At 69.5% G+C, this 18,250-nt stretch carries 18 protein-coding genes and 1 tRNA gene; 10 read left to right on the top strand and 9 right to left on the bottom strand.

Translation table 11 applies throughout. The features are described 5' to 3' along the window. Positions 1 to 85: 85 nt before the first annotated feature. A tRNA-Ser gene (locus tag ACO073_RS16370) sits at positions 86 to 175 on the bottom strand. Positions 176 to 300: 125 nt separating this feature from the next. On the opposite strand from ACO073_RS16370, the gene ACO073_RS16365 reads away from it, so the two are divergent. From ACO073_RS16365 to mazG, 10 genes are all read left to right on the top strand, one after another. Then, entirely contained in the window at positions 301 to 1,188 is an 888-nt protein-coding gene (locus ACO073_RS16365) for a lytic murein transglycosylase (RefSeq protein WP_421998707.1), read from the top strand. A 99-nt stretch (positions 1,189 to 1,287) separates the two neighbouring features. After that, positions 1,288 to 2,298 carry a septal ring lytic transglycosylase RlpA family protein gene (locus tag ACO073_RS16360; RefSeq protein WP_421998705.1) on the top strand — a complete coding sequence of 337 codons (1,011 nt, stop codon included), beginning with the start codon at positions 1,288 to 1,290 and terminating at the stop codon, positions 2,296 to 2,298. Next, positions 2,282 to 3,559 (top strand): D-alanyl-D-alanine carboxypeptidase family protein, encoded by a 1,278-nt coding sequence (locus ACO073_RS16355; RefSeq protein WP_421998703.1) that lies wholly within the window; start codon positions 2,282 to 2,284, stop codon positions 3,557 to 3,559. Before ACO073_RS16360 ends, ACO073_RS16355 begins: the two co-directional genes overlap by 17 nt. Then, positions 3,556 to 4,194: a dTMP kinase gene (gene tmk / locus ACO073_RS16350; RefSeq protein WP_421998702.1), complete on the top strand. Its 639-nt coding sequence runs from the start codon at positions 3,556 to 3,558 to the stop codon at positions 4,192 to 4,194. Before ACO073_RS16355 ends, tmk begins: the two co-directional genes overlap by 4 nt. A gap of 4 nt (positions 4,195 to 4,198) precedes the next feature. Then, on the top strand, positions 4,199 to 5,326 hold the full coding sequence (locus ACO073_RS16345) for a DNA polymerase III subunit delta' (protein WP_421998700.1): 1,128 nt from the start codon (positions 4,199 to 4,201) through the stop codon (positions 5,324 to 5,326). A gap of 51 nt (positions 5,327 to 5,377) precedes the next feature. Then, entirely contained in the window at positions 5,378 to 6,946 is a 1,569-nt protein-coding gene (gene metG / locus ACO073_RS16340) for a methionine--tRNA ligase (protein ID WP_421998699.1), read from the top strand. Then, entirely contained in the window at positions 6,946 to 7,734 is a 789-nt protein-coding gene (locus ACO073_RS16335; protein ID WP_421998698.1) for a TatD family hydrolase, read from the top strand. The genes metG and ACO073_RS16335 overlap by 1 nt, the downstream gene beginning before the upstream one ends. After that, the gene (locus ACO073_RS16330; protein WP_421998697.1) at positions 7,725 to 8,492 is read left to right on the top strand and encodes an MBL fold metallo-hydrolase; all 768 of its coding nucleotides are present in this window, start codon (positions 7,725 to 7,727) and stop codon (positions 8,490 to 8,492) included. Before ACO073_RS16335 ends, ACO073_RS16330 begins: the two co-directional genes overlap by 10 nt. A 48-nt stretch (positions 8,493 to 8,540) precedes the next feature. Continuing rightward, positions 8,541 to 9,221, top strand: a complete 681-nt coding sequence (locus ACO073_RS16325) for a hypothetical protein (protein WP_421998696.1) — start codon at positions 8,541 to 8,543, stop codon at positions 9,219 to 9,221. A gap of 77 nt (positions 9,222 to 9,298) precedes the next feature. Then, positions 9,299 to 10,129: a nucleoside triphosphate pyrophosphohydrolase gene (gene mazG, locus ACO073_RS16320; protein ID WP_421998695.1), complete on the top strand. Its 831-nt coding sequence runs from the start codon at positions 9,299 to 9,301 to the stop codon at positions 10,127 to 10,129. Between the two features lie 20 nt (positions 10,130 to 10,149). Here mazG and ACO073_RS16315 read toward each other — a convergent pair whose 3' ends face one another. From ACO073_RS16315 to ACO073_RS16280, 8 genes are all read right to left on the bottom strand, one after another. Further along, positions 10,150 to 10,989, bottom strand: a complete 840-nt coding sequence (locus ACO073_RS16315; protein ID WP_421998693.1) for an inositol monophosphatase family protein — start codon at positions 10,987 to 10,989, stop codon at positions 10,150 to 10,152. 4 nt (positions 10,990 to 10,993) lie between these two features. Continuing rightward, positions 10,994 to 11,281 (bottom strand): co-chaperone GroES, encoded by a 288-nt coding sequence (locus tag ACO073_RS16310; protein ID WP_421998692.1) that lies wholly within the window; start codon positions 11,279 to 11,281, stop codon positions 10,994 to 10,996. Between the two features lie 74 nt (positions 11,282 to 11,355). Continuing rightward, complete coding sequence (hflX, locus tag ACO073_RS16305; RefSeq protein WP_421998690.1) at positions 11,356 to 12,708, bottom strand: GTPase HflX; 1,353 nt, start codon at positions 12,706 to 12,708, stop codon at positions 11,356 to 11,358. Between the two features lies 1 nt (position 12,709). Continuing rightward, a complete protein-coding gene (gene hfq / locus ACO073_RS16300; RefSeq protein WP_296336111.1) occupies positions 12,710 to 12,958 on the bottom strand; it encodes an RNA chaperone Hfq in 249 nt (82 codons plus the stop codon). A 104-nt stretch (positions 12,959 to 13,062) separates the two neighbouring features. Continuing rightward, complete coding sequence (locus ACO073_RS16295) at positions 13,063 to 13,719, bottom strand: HAD family hydrolase (RefSeq protein ID WP_421998688.1); 657 nt, start codon at positions 13,717 to 13,719, stop codon at positions 13,063 to 13,065. Next, positions 13,716 to 14,579 (bottom strand): D-amino-acid transaminase, encoded by an 864-nt coding sequence (locus ACO073_RS16290; protein ID WP_421998687.1) that lies wholly within the window; start codon positions 14,577 to 14,579, stop codon positions 13,716 to 13,718. The genes ACO073_RS16295 and ACO073_RS16290 overlap by 4 nt, the downstream gene beginning before the upstream one ends. 16 nt (positions 14,580 to 14,595) lie before the next feature. Continuing rightward, on the bottom strand, positions 14,596 to 16,005 hold the full coding sequence (locus ACO073_RS16285) for a sigma-54-dependent transcriptional regulator (protein WP_421998686.1): 1,410 nt from the start codon (positions 16,003 to 16,005) through the stop codon (positions 14,596 to 14,598). A 36-nt stretch (positions 16,006 to 16,041) separates the two neighbouring features. Further along, a complete protein-coding gene (locus ACO073_RS16280; protein ID WP_421998684.1) occupies positions 16,042 to 18,234 on the bottom strand; it encodes an ATP-binding protein in 2,193 nt (730 codons plus the stop codon). Between the last annotated feature and the right edge of the window lie 16 nt (positions 18,235 to 18,250).

Below are 18,250 nucleotides of genomic sequence, written 5' to 3'. Positions count from 1 at the left end.
CGCCTCATGAGTTCGCGCGAACGAGGCCCACTCAACGGAGGAGGCGAACTCTTCCTGCGGTACATCGATAGCAAACAGGCGCGGCTGGCGGATGGGGTGGGATTCGAACCCACGGTGAGCGTGAACCCACGCCGGTTTTCAAGACCGGTGCCTTAAACCGCTCGGCCACCCATCCGTGCCCGCGCTTTTACCCCTTGCGCGCCCCATCCGGTACACCGATCGTTCCGGACATAAAAAATTGGCATCTCGCTAGAGACTTAGGTATTTTTCTTCATCCGGCTCCTCAGTAGTGTCCGCGCCATGATCCGTCGCCGCCTTCTCTGCTCAGCCGCCGCTCTCGGTTCCCTGTCCCTGGCCGTGCGCCCGACGCACGCCCAGAGCGGCGATCCCAGGTTCGATGCCTTTCTGCGCGGCCTGCGCGCCGAGGCGCTGAAATCGGGCGTGGACCAGGGCACCGTCGACATGGCGCTGTCCAAGGTCCAGGAGATTCCCCGCGTCATGGAGCTCGCGCGCAACCAGCCCGAGTTCAAGATGACGTTCGAGCGCTACCTCCAGATCGTCGTATCCGACGAGCGGGTGAAGAACGGCCGCGCGCGCCTGGCCGAGAACCGCCAGCTGGTCGAGCGCTTTGCCGCGCCGGCCGGCATCCCCCCTTCGACCCTGGTCGCCTTGTGGGGCATCGAGAGCAACTACGGCACGCGGCTCGGCGACTTCGAGGTCATCGATGCGCTGGCGACGCTGGTCTACAACAATTTCCGCGCCCAGTTCTTTCGCCAGCAGCTGATGGCTGCCCTGAAGATCCTGGCCCAGGGCCATATCAGCTTCGACGCCATGAAGGGATCGTGGGCGGGCGCCATGGGCCAGTGCCAGTTCATCCCGACCAGCTTCATCGCCTACGCGGCCGACGGCGACGGCGACGGCCGCAAGGACATCTGGACCAACAAGGCCGACGTCTTCGCCTCGATCGCCAACTACCTTCGCAGGGTCGGCTGGCGGCCCGGGCTGAGCTGGGGCCAGGAAGTGCCGGCCGGAACGCCGGCGTCCAAGGGGCAGCGCATCGTTCGCCCGGCGGGGGCGAACGGCCCGACCTATCTGACGACGGAAAATTTCCGCGCGATCCTGCGCTGGAACCAGTCGGACTTCTTTGCGCTGGCCGTGGGGCTCCTGTCCGACAAGATCGCTGCATGACCGGCCGGGGCGCCGTGGCTGCCTCGCCTCCGCAAGATGATGTATGATGGCGCCCAGATGGTGCTATCGGTAGACATCTCTCGCAGGTCGGGGGCCCTCGTGCGACTGGGCGGGGCCCTGCTGCTGGCCGCCAGCGTCGCGGCCTGCGGCTCGACGTCGGGCAGCCGGAGCAGCAGCGCCAGCGCCGCCCAGCGCGGCAGCTACAAGGTCGGCTCTCCCTACAAGATCGACGGCGTTTCCTACACGCCGCAGGAATCCTTCACCCTCGTCGAGACCGGCGTGGCTTCTTGGTACGGGCCGGGCTTCCACGGCAAGTCGACGGCGAATGGCGAGCGCTACGACCAGAGCGACCGCACGGCCGCCCACCGGACATTGCAGATGCCGGCGATCGTGCGCGTGACCAACCTCGACAACGGGCGCACGACCGTCGTGCGCATCAACGACCGCGGCCCGTTCGCGCGCAACCGGATCATCGACCTGTCGCGCACCGCCGCCGAGGAACTCGACGTCGTGCGCCGCGGCACGGCCCACGTGCGGGTCGAGGTGCTGGGCCCCGAGAGCATGGCCGTGCGCGACGTCGCGATGTCGGGCGGGGGACCGAGCGAGCAGTACAGCGCGATGGCGCGCGCCGCGTCCGGCAACCGGTCGGCGGCTCCCGTGGTCCAGGCCGCGGCGCCTCCACCGCCACCGCCGCCCGTTGCCTCGTCCCCGCAGCCTGCACCGGTCGTGCAGGCTGCATGGTCGACGACGCAACAGCCGCCGACGCTCCAGGCGCCGCCGCTGCAGGTTCCTTCCTCCGACGGCCGTCCGACCGTGGCGACGCTGGCCGCCGCCAGCGCCCCCGCTGGCGCCGGCGCGCCCATCGTGTCGTCGCTGCGCAGCGGCGGCTTTTATGTGCAGACGGGTTCCTTCTCCAGTGCCGACAATGCCGAGCGCCAGCGCGAGCTGGTGCGCAGCTATGGCGCGTCGGAGGTATCCCAGGCTTCAGCCGGCGGCCGCGAGGTGTACCGCGTCCGGCTGGGGCCCTATACCACCCCGGATGCGGCCGGTATCGTGGCCGACCGGCTGAAGCGTTCTGGCTATGGGGATGCTCGTGTTGTCTCTGAATGATCGATTGCGCCACCTCGTGGCGCTGCTCGCCGCGGTGTGCCTGATCGGCGCGCCGATCGCCGCCTCGTCCCAGCAGGATCCGTCGTCCAAGCGTCAGGGACAGCAGAAGCCCACCAAGCCGCGCGCCACGCCGCCGAAGAACAACGCCGCCGCCGCGCCAGTCAAGCCGGAGGCTCTGCCGCCTTCTCAGATCGGCATCGGCACACTGGCGAAGTACGCCTTCATGGTCGATCCCCAGACCTCGACGGTGCTGCTGTTCAAGGATGCCGACAAGCCGATGCATCCCTCGTCGATGGCGAAGATGATGACGCTCTACATCGTGTTCGAGGAGCTGAAGGCGGGACGCATCAAGCTCGACACGAAGTTCCTGGTCAGCGAGCGCGCCCGCAACATGGGCGGCTCGCGCATGTTCGTCGAGCTCGGCAGCGAGGTCTCGGTCGAGGATCTGATCAAGGGCATGATCGTCCTGTCGGGCAATGACGCCTGCGTCGTGGTGGCCGAGGGCCTGTCGGGCAACGAGGACAGCTTCGCCGCACGCATGACGGCAAAGGCCCGCGAGCTCGGCATGACCGGGTCGGTGTTCAAGAACTCCTCGGGCTGGCCGGCCGAGGGCCAGTGGACGACCGCGCGCGACCTCGCCTTGCTGGCCTGGCGGACCATCGAGGAGTTCCCCGACCTCTACCGCTACTATGCCGAGACGAGCTGGACCTACAACAACATCAAGCAGGACAACCGCAACCGGCTGCTCAAGCTGACGCCGGGCACCGACGGGCTCAAGACCGGCCACACGGAGGAGGGCGGCTACGGGCAGACGACCTCGGCAGTGCGGGATGGCCGGCGCCTGATCCTGGTCGTTAACGGCCTGAGCTCGATGGCCGAACGGGCGCAGGAAACGTCGCGACTGGTCGAATGGGGCTTCCGCGAGACCGCCAACACCACGGTCTTCCGGGCCGGCGACACGGTCGCCGAGGCCCCCGTGTGGCTGGGCAGCCAGGACACGGTTCCCCTGGTCGTGGCGCGGCCCGTGCAGATCACCGCGCCGACCGGCCAGGCCGTCACGCCGCGGGTCGTGGCGCGCTTCGACGGGCCGATCAACGCACCGATCGCCAAGGGCACGCCGCTCGGCACGGCGGCGCTGACCCTGCCCGACAACCGGGTCGTCGAGTACCAGCTCCTGGCCGGCACCGATGTCGCGCGCCGGGGCGTGTTCGGCCGTGTCACCGGCATGATCCAGCACTACCTGTTCGGCTGGCTTTCGTGAGGCCAGACGCCCCGGGGCGGTTCATCACCCTGGAGGGCGGCGAAGGCGCCGGAAAGTCCACCCAGATCCAGCGCCTCCGACGATGGCTCGGGGAGCGGGGCCGCGAGGTCGTGGCGACCCGCGAGCCCGGCGGCGCGCCGGGGGCCGAGATGGTCCGCAAGCTTCTGGTCGAAGGTCCGGCCGAGCGCTGGGACGGAACGACTGAAGCCCTGCTGCACTTCGCGGCGCGGCGGGACCATCTGCGGGCCACCGTCTGGCCCGCCCTGGCGCGCGGCGCCTGGGTCGTCTGCGACCGCTTCGCCGATTCGACGACGGCCTACCAGGGCTACGGCCACGGGATCGATCGGCACCTGCTGCAGCAGCTGTACGACCTGGCGGTCGGCGACTTCCGGCCCGATCTCACCCTGGTGCTCGATCTCCCGGTCGAGGTCGGGCTGGCGCGGGCGGCAGCCCGGCACGGCAGCGAGAACCGCTACGAGGGACTGCAGCGGGATTTTCACGAGCGCGTCCGTGGCGGCTTTCTCGACATTGCCGCTCGCGAACCCGGGCGCTGCGTCGTGATCGATGCTACAGGCGACGTCGATTCCATCGCAGCGGCGATCGGCGCCGCCGTGACGCAGCGCCTGGGAGGCTGAGCCGATGGCAAGGGGCAAGGTCGCCACCGATGCCGGCGAGCGCGAGAAGCTTGAATGGCCGCATGACTGGCCGCCGCCCTGGCGGGCCGAGCGTCTGCTCGGCCACGAGGCTGCCGAGCAGACCCTGCTCGCGGCCCATCGAAGCGCGCGCCTCCACCACGCCTGGCTGATCGCCGGGCCGCGCGGCATCGGCAAGGCCACGCTGGCCTGGCGCTTCGCCCGTTTCCTGCTGTGCGGACAGCAGCAGGATGCCCTGTTCGGCGGTCCGTCGGACAGTCTCGACGTCGCCGCCGACGCTCCCGGACGATCGCTGATCGAGGCACGCTCGCATCCGGACCTCTTCCATCTCCGCCGCACGCTGAACGACACGGGCCGGCTGCGCGCCGAGATCGCCGTCGACGACGTGCGCCAGCTCGGCGGCTTCATGCACATGACGCCGGCGATGGGGCAGTGGCGCGTGGCCATCGTCGACTCGGCCGACGAGATGAACCGCAACAGCGCCAATGCGGTGCTCAAGATTCTCGAGGAGCCGCCGCCAAACGCCGTCCTGCTGATCGTCACGCACACGCCGGGCCGCCTGCTGCCGACGATCCGGTCGCGCTGCCGGCGGCTCTCCCTCCAGCCCCTGTCGGACGCCGTCGTCGGCGACCTGCTGGACCGTCACGCGCCGGGAACCTCGGCGGACGAGCGCACGGCGCTGGCCCGCCTCGCCGAAGGGAGCATCGGGCGCGCCCTCGAACTGTCCGGCGCCGGCAGCCTCGAACTCTATGGCGAGATGGTGGCGGTGCTGGCCACGCTGCCCGACCTCGACATGCCGCGCCTGCACGGCTTCGCCGAGCGCTTCGCGCGCCGTGGAGAGGAGGCGAACGCCGCCTGGCGTTCGCTCAACTTCCTGTTCGACGGCTGGCTGAAGAGCCTGGCGCGGCAGGCCGCCGTGGGCGGGGAGGGCGTCGCCGTCGTGCCTGCCGAGCGCGGGCTGCAGGCAAGGCTGCTGGCGGCGGCCAGCCTTGATCGCTGGATTGAGGCGTGGGAAAAGGTCGCCCACCTGTTGTCCCGTGCCGATGCGGTCAATCTCGACCGCAAGCAGACGGTGCTCGGAAGCTTCCTGGCTCTCCAATCGGCGATGCGCTGAAGCGCCGGCCCTGGCGCTCGGGAAGGGCGACAGTCCGGAGTTCAAGTCGTCATGTCGGGCCGCAGCACCTACTACGTCACCACGCCGATCTACTACGTGAACGACGTGCCCCATATCGGGCACGCCTACACGACGCTCGCCTGCGACGTGCTGGCCCGCTTCATGCGCCTCGACGGTCGCGACGTGCACTTCCTGACCGGCACCGACGAGCACGGGCAGAAGGTCGAGAAGGCGGCGGCGGCGGCGGGCCTGGACCCGCAGGCCTTCACCGACAAGGTGAGCCAGTCGTTCCGCGACCTCGTCAAGACCATGAACTACAGCCCGGACAACTTCATCCGCACGACCGAGCCGCGCCACTACGCGGCCTGCCAGGCGCTGTGGGAGAAGCTCGTGGCGTCGGGCGACATCTATCTCGGCAGCTACGCGGGCTGGTACTCGGTGCGCGACGAGGCCTACTTCGTCGAGGGCGAGACCGAGCTCGGCACCGACGGCAAGCGCCGCGCCACGGCGAGCGGCGCCGAGGTCGAATGGGTCGAGGAGCCGTCCTATTTCTTCAAGCTGTCGGCCTGGACCGAGCGGCTGCTGGCCTTCTACGAGCAGAACCCGCGCTTCATCGCGCCGGACAGCCGCCGCAACGAGGTCATCAGTTTCGTCAGGGGCGGGCTGCAGGACCTGTCGGTGTCGCGCACCAGCTTCTCCTGGGGCATCCCGGTGCCGGGAGACGACAGGCACATCATGTACGTCTGGCTGGACGCGCTCACCAACTACATCACCGAGTGCGGCTTTCCCGACACGTCCGATCCGCTGTGGAAGTACTGGCCGGCGAACCTGCACATGGTGGGCAAGGACATCATCCGCTTTCATTGCGTCTTCTGGCCGGCGTTCCTGATGTCGGCCGGCGTGGCGCCCCCCGAGCGCGTGTTCGCGCACGGCTGGTGGACCAACGAGGGCCAGAAGATCTCGAAGTCGCTGGGCAACGTGATCGACCCGGTCGAGCTGGTGCACACCTACGGGCTCGACCCGGTGCGCTACTTCCTGCTCCGCGAGGTGCCGTTCGGGAACGACGGCGACCTGCAGCGGCGCGCGCTGGTCGGGCGCCTGAACGGCGACCTCGCCAATGCCTACGGAAACCTCTGCCAGCGCGTCCTGTCGATCGTGGCCAAGAACTGCGGCGGCCAGGTGCCGGCCAAGGGGGCGACCGTCGAGGCCGACACGGCCCTGCTCGACCGCGCCGGCGGCCTGCTGGCGGCGGTGCGGGCCGAGTTGAACGAGCAGGCCTTCCATCGGGCGCTGACCGCGATCTGGGAAGTGATCGCCGACGCCAACCGCTATGTCGATGCGCAGGCACCGTGGGCGCTCGCCAAGACCGACCCGGCGCGGCGCGATACCGTCCTCTGGGTGCTGGCCGAGACGATCCGGCGGGTGACCCTGCTGGTCCAGCCCTTCATGCCGGAATCGGCGGGGCGGATCCTCGACCAGCTCGCCGTCGATGCCGCGGACCGGGCCTTCGCGGGCTTCGACAAGGCGCTGGTGCCCGGCACCGCACTGCCGCCGCCGCAGGGCGTGTTCCCGCGCTACGTCGAACCGGGCCAGGACGCGAAGCGGGGAGCGGGGCGCTGATGCTGATCGACAGCCACTGCCATCTCGACTTCCCCGAGCTGGCGGCCGACGAAGGCGGCGTGCTGGCACGCGCCCGCACGGCGGGCGTCGCCGGCATGCTGACGATCGGCACGCGGCTCGACCAGTTCCAGAGGGTGCGGGCGATCGCCGAGCGCCACGCCAACGTCTGGTGCTCGGTCGGTGTCCATCCGCACGAGGCCAAGGAGGAGGGGCAGCAGACGCCCGACCGGCTGGTCGAGGCGACGCGCCATCCCGAGGTCGTGGGGATCGGCGAGACCGGGCTCGACTTCTACTACGAGCACAGTCCGCGCGCCGAGCAGGCCGAGAGCTTCCGGGCCCACATCGCCGCCGCCCGAGAGACCGGCCTGCCGCTGATCGTCCATACCCGCGATGCCGATTCCGAGACCGGCGACATCCTCGAGGAGGAGTTCGCGCGGGGCGCCTTCACCGGGCTGATCCATTGCTTCAGCTCGGGGCCGGAGGTCGCGCGCCGGGCGCTGGCGCTCGGCATGTACATCTCGATCTCCGGCATCGTCACCTTCAAGGCCGCCGACAGCCTGCGCGCCACGGTACGCGACATCCCGCTGGACCGGCTGCTTGTCGAGACCGACGCGCCCTACCTCGCGCCCGTTCCGAAGCGCGGCAAGACCAACGAGCCGGCCTATGTCGCCCATACCGCGGCCAAGGTCGCCGAGCTCAAGGGCGTGAGCGTGGCCGAGCTCGAGGCCGCGACGACCGACAACTTCTTCCGGCTGTTCGCCAAGGCGGAGCGCGCCCGGTGCGGGTGACCATCCTGGGCTGCGGCACGTCGGGTGGCGTACCGAGGGTCGGGGGAAGGGGCCAGTGGGGGGCCGCCAATCCGGCCGACCCGCGCAACCGGCGGCGCCGGTGCTCGATCCTGGTGCAGGACCGCGGCAAGACCCTGCTGGTCGACACCTCGCCCGACCTGCGGGACCAGCTCCTGGATGCCGAGGTCGAGCGCGTCGACGCCGTCCTGTGGACGCACGAGCATGCGGACCAGGTCCACGGCATCGACGACCTGCGGCCCTACATGCTGCGGCAGGGCGTGATCGAGGCCTGGGCCGACCGGCGGACCTACGGCATCCTGCTGCCGCGCTTCCGCTACTGCTTCGAGGCCGACGACGGCTTCTACAATCCGATCTACCGGTACAACGAGATCACCGGGCCGTTCGAGGCGGCCGGCGTGCCGGTGACGCCCTTCGTGCAGGATCACGGCATCGCCACCTCGCTGGGCTTCCGGTTCGGCGCGGTCGGCTACGCCAACGACGTGGTGAACCTGTCGGACGAGGCGCTGGCGACGCTGGCGGGCGTCGAGGTGCTGATCGTCGATGCCATGCGCTACCGGCCGCATCCCACGCATGCGCATCTCGAGCAGGCGCTCGAATGGATCGCGCAGGTGCGGCCCCGGCGGGCCTTCCTGACCAATCTCCACGTCGATATGGACTATGCTGAGGTCGATCGGGTCACGCCGGGCAACGTTCAGCCCTGCCGGGACGGGCTCGTCATCGAAGTCGAAGGAGAATAGTCGATTATTCTCAAATACTTGAACGTCCTTCCTCGCCTGTCGCGTAACGTGAAACAAAAGCGGTCCCGGCAGGTTTCGGTGCTGGCGGCGGCACTTGCCGCGGCGCTGGCCGTCGCCGGAGCGTCGACGGTGGCCCAGGCGCAGCCGCTGGACACCGGCGGCATGACCTTCCGGGACTTCGCCGTGAGCGACAACGGCGCCAGCTTCTACCGCGGCGACCCGATGGCCGCCGGCGGGCCGAACCAGGTGTCCTCGAAGGTCCTGGGGATCGATGCCAACCAGGGCTTCGCCCGCATCCAGTTCGGCTCGATCCGGATCGACATCAACATCCCGCTGGGCTGGCAGGCCACCGAGGACTGGGAGCGCGGTGTCGCCTACAGCAGCGACAAGCGCTACCGGCTGATCGTGTGGCGCGTCGACTTCGCCTTCGAGGGGGTGAAGGATGCCGAGCACTATGCGGCGACCAAGAGCGGCTCCATCCAGGCACGGCGTCCGAGCGTCAAGGCCCAGGCCCGGAAGCTGCCGGACGGCACCTTCCTGATCGTCTACGAGAATGTGCCGCCGGTGCAGGGCGACCAGGAGCGACGGGTGGTCTTCGACCTCGTGCGGCAGAACCCGTCGAACGCCAAGGAGGGTGTGCTGATCACGCTGGGCGTGCCGACGAGCGATGCCGCGCGCGGCCTTCGCTTGTTGGCGCTTCTCAACCAAAGCATGAGTATTACCTGGTAATGCCATTCAATTATTAACTAATCCATATTTGTCATAATATATATTATACGATAATCCGGACCAAGCGAAGGGGACCGATGTCGACCGAACGCCCCACGGCAGCCGCCCTGCCGGCCGAGCCTCTGTCACGCCTCCTGGCCATCATGGCCTGGCTGCGCGACCGCCGTCACGGCTGCCCGTGGGACATCGAGCAGACGTTCCGCACCATCGCACCCTACACGATCGAGGAAGCCTACGAGGTCGCCGACGCCATCGAGCGCGACGACCTGCCGGCGCTCAAGGAAGAACTGGGCGACCTGCTGCTGCAGGTCGTCTACCACGCCCAGATGGCCCACGAGGCCGGCGCCTTCACCTTCGACGATGTCGCGGCGGCGATCGGCGACAAGATGGTCGACCGCCATCCGCACGTCTTCGGCGACGCCGAGGTCGCCACGGCGCATGAGCAGACCGCGGCCTGGGAGGCCCGCAAGGCGGCGGAGCGAGCCGCGAAGGGCGCCCCGGCGGCACCGGTCGGGACCCTGGACGGCGTCGCCAGGGCCCTGCCCGCCCTGTTGCGGGCCGAGAAGCTGCAGAAGCGGGCGGCCAGGGTCGGATTCGACTGGAAGGCGACGGGACCGGTCATCGACAAGATCGAGGAGGAGCTGGGCGAGTTGCGCCGCGAGCTGGAGGCCGAGACGATCGACGAAGCCCGCCTCACCGACGAGCTGGGCGACGTGCTGTTCGCCATCGCCAACCTCGCCCGCCACACCAGGATCGACCCTGAGGCCGCGCTGCGCGCCACCAACGCCAAGTTCGAGCGGCGCTTCCGCCATATCGAGCGCCGCCTGGCCGAGACCGGGCGGACCCCGGCCGAGGCCACCCTCGAGGAGATGGAAGCCTTTTGGCAGGAGGCCAAGACGCGCGTCTGACGGTCCGGAGGCCGGCCCCGTCAACCTTTGGGCAGGCCGGCCAGCAAGGGCAGGCGGATCGCCTCCATGAGCGCCCTCACCTCGAACAGCGTACCGGGGTGCGCGGCCGCGATCAGGCCGCCATTCAGCGGCTGGTCCGGCCGATAGGCCGTGCCGTCGAAGCGCTCGGCCGCGCCTCCGGCCTCGGCCACCATCAGCGCGCCCGCCGCATGATCCCAGGGCTTGGTCATGCGGTACAGGTTGAAGTCGGCTCGGCCGGACAGGATCTCGAGATACTCGGCGCCGGCGCAGCTCAGGGTCGACAGGCGCCCGAGCTGGCGGCGGCTCGCGTCCGGCAGCTGCCGCTCGAACTCGTTGCGCACCTTGAAGCCGACGAACCCGATCGGCGGCCGATCGGGGCGCTCGCGGCGCACGGTACGTCCGTCGAGGGTGACGCCCTGCCCCTTGAGCGCCGCGGCCATATGGCCGCGCGGCACGTCGAGAATCCAGCCCGCCACGGCCTCGGTGTCGCGCACCAGGCAAACGATCATGGCGAACCGGTCCCGGCCGGCCGCGAAGTTGTTGGTGCCGTCCAGCGGGTCGACGACCCAGCAGGCCTCACCCGGACGCGCGATCAGGCCGACCAGGCCGGGATCCCTGTCGACAGCCTCCTCGCCCACGACCGCCACGCCAGGCAGGATCTTCGCCAGGCCGCTCGCCAGCCGCTGCTCGGCGGCCACGTCGGCAACCGTGACGACGTCACCGGGACGCTTCTCGCGGATGTCTTCCTTGGAAAGTGTGCGGAAGCGCGGCAGCAATTCCGCTGCCGCTGTCTCGCGCATCAGCTCGGCGACCCGTTCCGAATCGGCCGGGCCCAGCATCGACCTATCCGACGATGCCGAAGAGATCCTCTTCCTTCAGGATCACATGGTCGACGCCACCCAGCTTAACCTCGGTGCCGGACCACTTGCCGTAGAGGACCTTGTCGCCGACCTTCACGTCGAGCGGCTGCAGGCGGCCGTCCTCGAGGCGCTTGCCCTTGCCGACGGCGACGACCTGACCCTGCATCGGCTTCTCCTGGGCGGTGTCGGGAATGATGATGCCGGACTTCGTCTTGGTCTCGGCAGCCAGCGGCTTCAGCAGCAGGCGATCGTACAAGGGCTTGAATTTCATGATCTTTCCTTCGTCTCGGGCCGGGCCGCTTATAGGTAGCAGGGCCGGCCGGTGTCAACGCGGGGCCCCAACCCTCAGCGCATGAGCCGACGCTCGAGCTGGGCCGAGGCGGCAGCGTCCAGGGCTACCGTCAGGCGGGCCATCTCGCCCTCGTCGTGGCGGCTCCTGACCTCGCCATGGCGATAGAGCCAGGCGATCGTGGCGCCGTCACTCAGCGGCACCGACACCTCGCGCGCCTCGCCGGCCCGGCTCAGCATGTCTCCGATCGCCCCGAGCAGGTCGTCGATCCCCTCGCCCGTCACGGCCGATACCGGATACTGGCGTGCCCGCTCGGCTCCGGTCAGCGAGCGCGTCTGCAGGCGGAGCCGCGCTTCTGCCGGCAGGGCGTCGATCTTGTTCAATGCCTCGATGACGGGTGGGCCGGCCCCCTCCTCGTCGGCGATGCCGAGATCGTGCAGGACAGCCTCGACATCGGCCCGCTGCTGCTCGGAATCGGGATGGGAGATGTCGCGGACATGCACGACGAGGTCGGCCTCGAGCACTTCCTCAAGGGTGGCGCGGAAGGCCGCGACCAGATGTGTCGGCAGGTCGGACACGAAACCGACCGTGTCGGAAATCACGCAGCCCTTGCCGTTCGGCAGCCGGATCGACCGCATGGTCGGGTCGAGCGTGGCGAACAGCAGGTCCTTGGCCGTGACCTCGGCGCCGCTCAGGCGATTGAAAAGGGTCGACTTGCCGGCGTTGGTGTAGCCGACCAGCGCCACCGTCGGCAGCCGGGCCTTGCGCCGGCCGGCCCGGTTGACGGCGCGGGTGCGGCGGACGGCGTCGAGGTCGCGCCGGATGCGCACCATGCGCTCTCCGATCAGCCGCCGGTCGATCTCGATCTGCGATTCGCCGGGGCCGCCGAGGAAGCCGAAGCCGCCGCGCTGGCGCTCGAGATGGGTCCACGACCGCACCAGGCGGCCGCGCTGGTAGTCCAGCGCCGCGAGCTCGACCTGCAGTCGGCCTTCGTGGGTGCGGGCGCGGGCGCCGAAGATTTCCAGGATGAGGCCGGTCCGGTCGATGACCTTGGCTTCCCAGGCCTTCTCGAGGTTGCGCTGCTGGACCGGGGTCAGACGGTCGTCGACGATCACGAGGCCGACGCCGTGCTCCTTGACGGCTTCCTTCACCCGCTCGACGACGCCCTTGCCCAGCAGGGTGGCGGGCGTGACGTGGCGCAGCGGCACGCTGTCGGCCAGGCGGATGTCGAGATCGATGGCATGCGCCAGCCCGACGGCTTCCTCGAGCTTGGCGTCGCGGTCACGCTCCTCGCGGCGCGCCCCGGGCGCATAGGGCGACAGCACGGCCGCGACGGTGCGCGGCCGCTCGGTCTCCCACGGCTTTCGCTTGCCTCTGTCTTCTGCGTTCTGCTGAAGATCTTCGCTCAAATCAGCCCGCTGCTTCGGCCTTGTCGCCGTCGAACAGCTGCACCGGCGTGACCGGCATGATGGTCGAGATCGCGTGCTTGTAGACAAGCTGCGAATGCCCGTCGCGGCGCAGCAGCACCGAGAAATTGTCGAACCAGGTGACGATACCCTGCAGCTTGACACCGTTGACCAGGAAGATCGTGACGGGCGTCTTGTTCTTGCGCAGGTGGTTCAGGAAGACGTCCTGAACATTCTGTGCCTTTTCGCTCATGTTCTTGGCCTCTTGCTGGGCATCGGACGGTCGGGAGGACCGCCATGAAGGGGGCGGGTCTCTACCCGCTACCGAGTTGTCATCGAATATAGGGGACGATCAGTTCAAAGCAATGCCACCAACTCATTACAGTTACGTGCTTTTAGCCGCGGCGGATGGTCCGCGAGCATGCCCGCCAGTCGATCCGGATCTCCCACGAGGACGGGCAGACAGCCCGCGGCGTGAGCACATTTGAGATCGGCTGGGGTGTCCCCGACCATCCACACAGTCTCGTCCGGGGCAATTCCCGTGCCGTCGAGCGCCTTGAAGATCGGATCGGGTGCCGGCTTGTCGCGCAGGCAGTCCCGGGCGCCCACGGCTCGCGATATCCACCGCTCCCAGCCCAGGTGGGCGATCTCGGTGCGGAGGTTGTCCCCAACCTTGTTACTCACCACGGCGACGTAGCACCCGAGGTCCCGGCAGCGCGCCAAGAGGTCCGTGGCGCCCGACAGCGGGGTCAGACGCTCGAGGTGGATGCGATGGAACGTGTCGTAGAAGATCTGCTCGGCCTCCCCCGCGCGGCCGCCGAACAGCCCCGGGAAGGCGTCGCGCAGCGACCCGTGGGCGCGGGCGCGCACCTCGTCGGCGGTCCAGGGCGTCTGCCCCAGTGCCGAGAATGTGTCGCGATAGCATTCGACGATGGTGGGCCATGTATCGACCAGCGTGTTGTCCCAGTCGAACAGGACGGCCCGTGGCGGCCGGAGCCCCCCGGGCCGTGTCACGTCACCGCCTCGCCTTCCGCGGCGAACCGCACATACTCCTCGCGCAGGCGCCGGGCGGTGGGACCGACCTTGCCGTCGGCCACCGGTGCGCCGTCGATCTTCACGACAGGCGTCACGAAGGAGGTGGCGCTGGTGATGAAGGCCTCCCTCGCCTGCTTGGCCTCCTCGAGGCTGAACGGCCGTTCCACGAGCTTGAGCTGGAGGTCGCTGGCCATCGACTTCAGCGTCTGGCGCGTGATGCCTGCCAGGATGCCGTTGTCGGTGGCCCGGGTGACCAGCTCGCCGTCCCTGGTCACGATCCAGGCGTTGGTCGAGGCGCCTTCGGTGACGTTGCCCTGGCCGTCGATCAGCCAGGCCTCGTAGGCGCCGCTCTCGCGCGCCGCCTGCTTGGCCAGCACGTTGGGCAGCAGGGCGACCGTCTTGATGTCGCAGCGCTCCCAGCGGATGTCGGGCGCGCTCTTCACGGCGATCCCGGCCCCGGCGTCGGCCTCGATGCGCCTGGTGTTCTTGGTCGTGAGCACCAGGGCGGGCTTCACCGGCTGGGTCGGGAAGGCGTGGTCGCGTCGGGCGACGCCGCGGGTCACCTGCATGTAGACCAGACCGTCGCGCAGGCGGTTGCGCCGCATCAGCTCGCGGATGATGAATTCCAGCGTCGGCCGCGCCACCGGCCAGCCGATGCGCAGCTCGCGCAGCGAGCGGTCGAGCCGGTCGAGATGGAGCTTCTCGTCGATCAGCCGGCCGTCGCGCACGCCCACCACCTCGTAGACGCCGTCGGCAAGCTGGTAGCCGCGGTCCTCGATATGGACGCTGGCCTCGCGATGATCGACGTATCGGCCGTTGACGTAAGCATAACGCGACATGTGACTCTCCGAATCCTCAGCCGGCGACCTCGCTGCCGCCGCGCTCGTCGACCGCACCGCCGTGGAGGCCGAGCGACTTCAGCTTGCGGTGAAGCGCCGACCTTTCCATTCCCACGAAGGTGGCTGTGCGCGAGATGTTGCCGCCGAACCGCGTCACCTGCGCCAGCAGGTACTCGCGCTCGAACACTTCGCGGGCCTCGCGCAGCGGCAGCTGCATGATCTCGCCGCCCTTCTCCCAGCGCAGCACCGAGGGAGCGTCCTCGCTGACGTCGCTCGGCAGGGCGTCGGCCCGGATCGGCGCGCCGCCGGACGGCGCCAGGATCAGCAGCCGCTCGACCACGTTGCGGAGCTGGCGGATGTTGCCCGGCCAGTCGTGTCCCTGGAGCGCCGCCAGCGTGTCCTCGCCCACCTGGCGGGGCGGCAGGCCGGTGGCGTCGGCCACGCGCCGCATGAGGTCGCTCGCGACCTCGGGGATATCCTCTCGCCGCTCGCTGAGCGGCGGAACGCGCAGCGCGACGACGTTCAGCCGATGGAACAGTTCCTCGCGGAACCGACCGCTCGCGATCTCGTCCTGCAGGGCGCGGCCGGTCGCGGCGAGCACGCGCACGTCGACCTCGACCCGGCGGCTGCCGCCGTCGCGCATGAAGGCCTGCTCCTGGAGGACCCGCGCCAGCCGGCTCTGCAGCGCCAGCGGCAGGTCGGCGACCTCCTTGAGGAGCAGCGTCCCGCCATGCGCCATCTCGAAGGCACCCGACACGCGCAGGGCGTCGGTGGCCTCGCTGTCGGTCCCGAACAGCTCGATCTCGAGGCGCTCGGCCGGCGTGGCCGAGCAGTTGACCACGACGAAGGGACCGTCGGCCCGCTTCGACCCCTGGTGGATCAGCCGCGCCACGGTCTCCTTGCCGGCGCCGGAGGGGCCGGCGATCAGCACGCGGCTGCCCGTCGGCGCGACCTTCTCGATCTGGCTGCGGACGTTGGCGGCGGCCGCCGAGGAGCCGACGAAGGTCACCTCGCCGCCGGCGCGCCGGCGCAGCGTCGCGTTCTCGCGCCGCAGCCGGTCGGCCTCGATCGCGCGGTCGACAACCAGCAGCAGGCGGTCGGCCTTGAACGGCTTCTCGACGAAGTCGTAGGCACCGGTCTTGATGGCCGACACGGCCGTGTCGATCGTGCCGTGGCCGCTGATCATCACGACGGGAACCGGCGGTTCCTCGCGGCGAATGACTTCGAGCAGCTGCAGGCCGTCGAGCTCGCTGCCCTGCAGCCAGACGTCGAGGATCACCAGCGCCGGGCGACGCTGGCGCACGGCCTCGATGGCCTCCGTGCTGTTGTGCGCACGGCGGGCCGTGTGGCCCTCGTCTTCCAGGATGCCGGCGATCAGCGTGCAGATGTCGCGTTCGTCGTCGACGATGAGAATATCGTGGCCCATGACTCTCAGACTGTCCGCCGCCGTGCCCGGCGCGGACTATTGCGCCGCCGTAGCGAGCGAGCGCACCGATGCGATCTCCTTCGCGTCCCGCCGGAATACCAGACTGATGCGCGCACCGCCACCCTCCCGGTCGTCGAGCACGAGCGTGCCGCCGTGGTCTTCCATGATCTTCTTGACGATGGCGAGGCCGAGGCCGGTGCCCTTGCTGCGCGTCGTCATGTAGGGCTCGGTCAGCCGCTCGCGTCCGTCCTTCGGCAGCCCCTTGCCGTTGTCCTCGACGACAATGCGGACGGTCGCGCCGTCGTCAAGGAGCGCCAGCGAGATCTCGCCCGGCGGCAGGGTCGCGCCGGGAGCGGCTTCCCGCCCCTCGATGGCCTCGGCCGCGTTCTTGAGGATGTTGGTCAGGACCTGGGACACCTGGCGGCGGTCGCAGTTCAGCGGAACGGCAGAATCCGGCAGGGTCGAGACGAAGCGGATGTCGGGATTGCCGTTGCGTTGCAGGAAGAGCGCCTGCTGGCAGAGTTCCTTGGCATCCTCGGGCTTCACGGTCGGCCGCGGCATGCGCGCGAACGACGAGAACTCGTCGACCATGCGGCCGATGTCGCCGACCTGGCGGACGATGGTGTCGGTGCAGATCGAGAAGGTCTCGGGGTCATCCTTGATCTGCTTGAGATAGCGTCGCTTCAGCCGCTCGGCCGAGAGCTGGATCGGCGTCAGCGGATTCTTGATCTCGTGCGCAATGCGGCGCGCCACGTCGCCCCAGGCCGCCATGCGCTGCGCCGACATCAGGTCGGTCACGTCGTCGAAGGTCACGACGGCGCCGGCATCGGACGCGGCGCTGATGCGCACCAGCAGGATGCGACGCTCGCCGCGCTGCAGGATCTCGACCTGGCCCTGGGTGACGCGGCCCGGCCGGTCCGCGGCCTGCTCGACCAGCGGTCCGAGGTCGGGCATGACGCCGATCAGCGAGCGGCCCACGACGCCGTCCTCCGGCAGCGCCAGAAGCTCCAGCGCCGACCGGTTCGTGCGGATGATCGTGCCGGCGGTGTCGACGCTCAGCACGCCGGCCGACACGCCGGCCAGCACCGCGTCGGTGAGGCGGCGGCGCGTGTCGAGCTCGCGGTTGGCGGCGACCAGCTCGCCGCGCTGCTGCTCGATCTGGCTGGCCATGCGGTTGAAGGAACGGGCGAGCTGGCCGAGCTCGTCGTTGGGCGGCCCCTCCTCCACGCGGGCCGACAGGTCGCCGCCGCGCATCCGCTCGGCCGCCGACATCAGCCCGCCGATCGGCTCGGTCAGCCGCGAGGCGACCAGGATCGCCAGCCAGACCGCGGCCAGCAGCATCAGGAGCGCGATGGCGCCGCAGATCGCGAAGATCAGGAGCTGGCTGCGCTGCATCGCCTGCTCGATCTGCGAATAGAACGAGCCGGCGAACTCGATGCTCTTGATGTAGTCGACGACCCGCAGGTCGACGGCATGGCCGGTCACCAGGAACAGCGGCTCGCCGACGAACAGCTGCATCACGAAGTAGGCGCCGTTCGGCGCCTCGACCTCGACCGGGCCGGCCTGGTTCACCGCGCGCCACAGCGCCTGGGCCGGCGGGATCAGTTCCTTGGTCTCGGGCGCGCCGGGCGCGCGTGCCCGGGCCAGCACGCCCTTGTCGGCATCCAGGATGGTCGCCTCGATGATCGGGCGGCCGTCGATCAGCCGGTCGAGCAGGTCCGTCACCGCCTTCCTGTCGTGCAGACCGTCGATGCCGAGCGCCTGCACCGGCGAGGCGATCGCGGCGATGTCGCGCAGGATCTCCTCCTCGCGCGCGCGGCGGACCGGTTCGCCGATCGCCCGCGCCGCCTCGAAAGAGGCCTTGGCGGGCTTGACCACGAAATCGGTGAGATTGATCACCAGCAGCGACAGGATGATTGCGACGATCAGCGTCGGGGTGATGGTGAAGGCGCTGCAGATCAGCACCAGCCGCATGTGCAGGCGCGAGCCGGCGGCGCCGCGGCGGCGGTCGAGCCAGAGCTGGGTCAGGCGCACCGCCAGCAGCGCCACGAGGGCCACCGCGACCAGCAGGTCGGCGACCAGCAGGCCGGTGATCCAGCCGCGCGTGTTGAACGAGGCGGGCGCGAGGCCCGCCAGCCAGGCATAGGTCGCCGCTCCGGCGGCGATGGCCAGGAGCGCGAGCGAAACGGCGGCGGCGCGACCGCTCAATCCGCGAAGGACCGCGCTCACCACATCGCCCAAGCGT

This window comes from Reyranella sp., from assembly GCF_965229815.1.
Taxonomy (GTDB): domain Bacteria; phylum Pseudomonadota; class Alphaproteobacteria; order Reyranellales; family Reyranellaceae; genus Reyranella.
The sequence above is the reverse complement of the archived record's forward strand: the minus strand, read 5'-3'. Positions and strand labels throughout refer to the sequence as shown.

Bases quoted from the DNA above. Each gene is read 5' to 3' on its own strand.
- ACO073_RS16365 (WP_421998707.1), top strand. From the start codon at position 301: ATGATCCGTCGCCGCCTTCTCTGCTCAGCCGCCGCTCTCGGTTCCCTG.
- ACO073_RS16345 (WP_421998700.1), top strand. From the start codon at position 4,199: ATGGCAAGGGGCAAGGTCGCCACCGATGCCGGCGAGCGCGAGAAGCTT.
- metG (WP_421998699.1), top strand. From the start codon at position 5,378: ATGTCGGGCCGCAGCACCTACTACGTCACCACGCCGATCTACTACGTG.
- ACO073_RS16335 (WP_421998698.1), top strand. From the start codon at position 6,946: ATGCTGATCGACAGCCACTGCCATCTCGACTTCCCCGAGCTGGCGGCC.
- mazG (WP_421998695.1), top strand. From the start codon at position 9,299: ATGTCGACCGAACGCCCCACGGCAGCCGCCCTGCCGGCCGAGCCTCTG.
- ACO073_RS16315 (WP_421998693.1), bottom strand. From the start codon at position 10,989: ATGCTGGGCCCGGCCGATTCGGAACGGGTCGCCGAGCTGATGCGCGAG.
- ACO073_RS16310 (WP_421998692.1), bottom strand. From the start codon at position 11,281: ATGAAATTCAAGCCCTTGTACGATCGCCTGCTGCTGAAGCCGCTGGCT.
- hfq (WP_296336111.1), bottom strand. From the start codon at position 12,958: ATGAGCGAAAAGGCACAGAATGTTCAGGACGTCTTCCTGAACCACCTG.
- ACO073_RS16290 (WP_421998687.1), bottom strand. From the start codon at position 14,579: ATGTCGCGTTATGCTTACGTCAACGGCCGATACGTCGATCATCGCGAG.
- ACO073_RS16285 (WP_421998686.1), bottom strand. From the start codon at position 16,005: ATGGGCCACGATATTCTCATCGTCGACGACGAACGCGACATCTGCACG.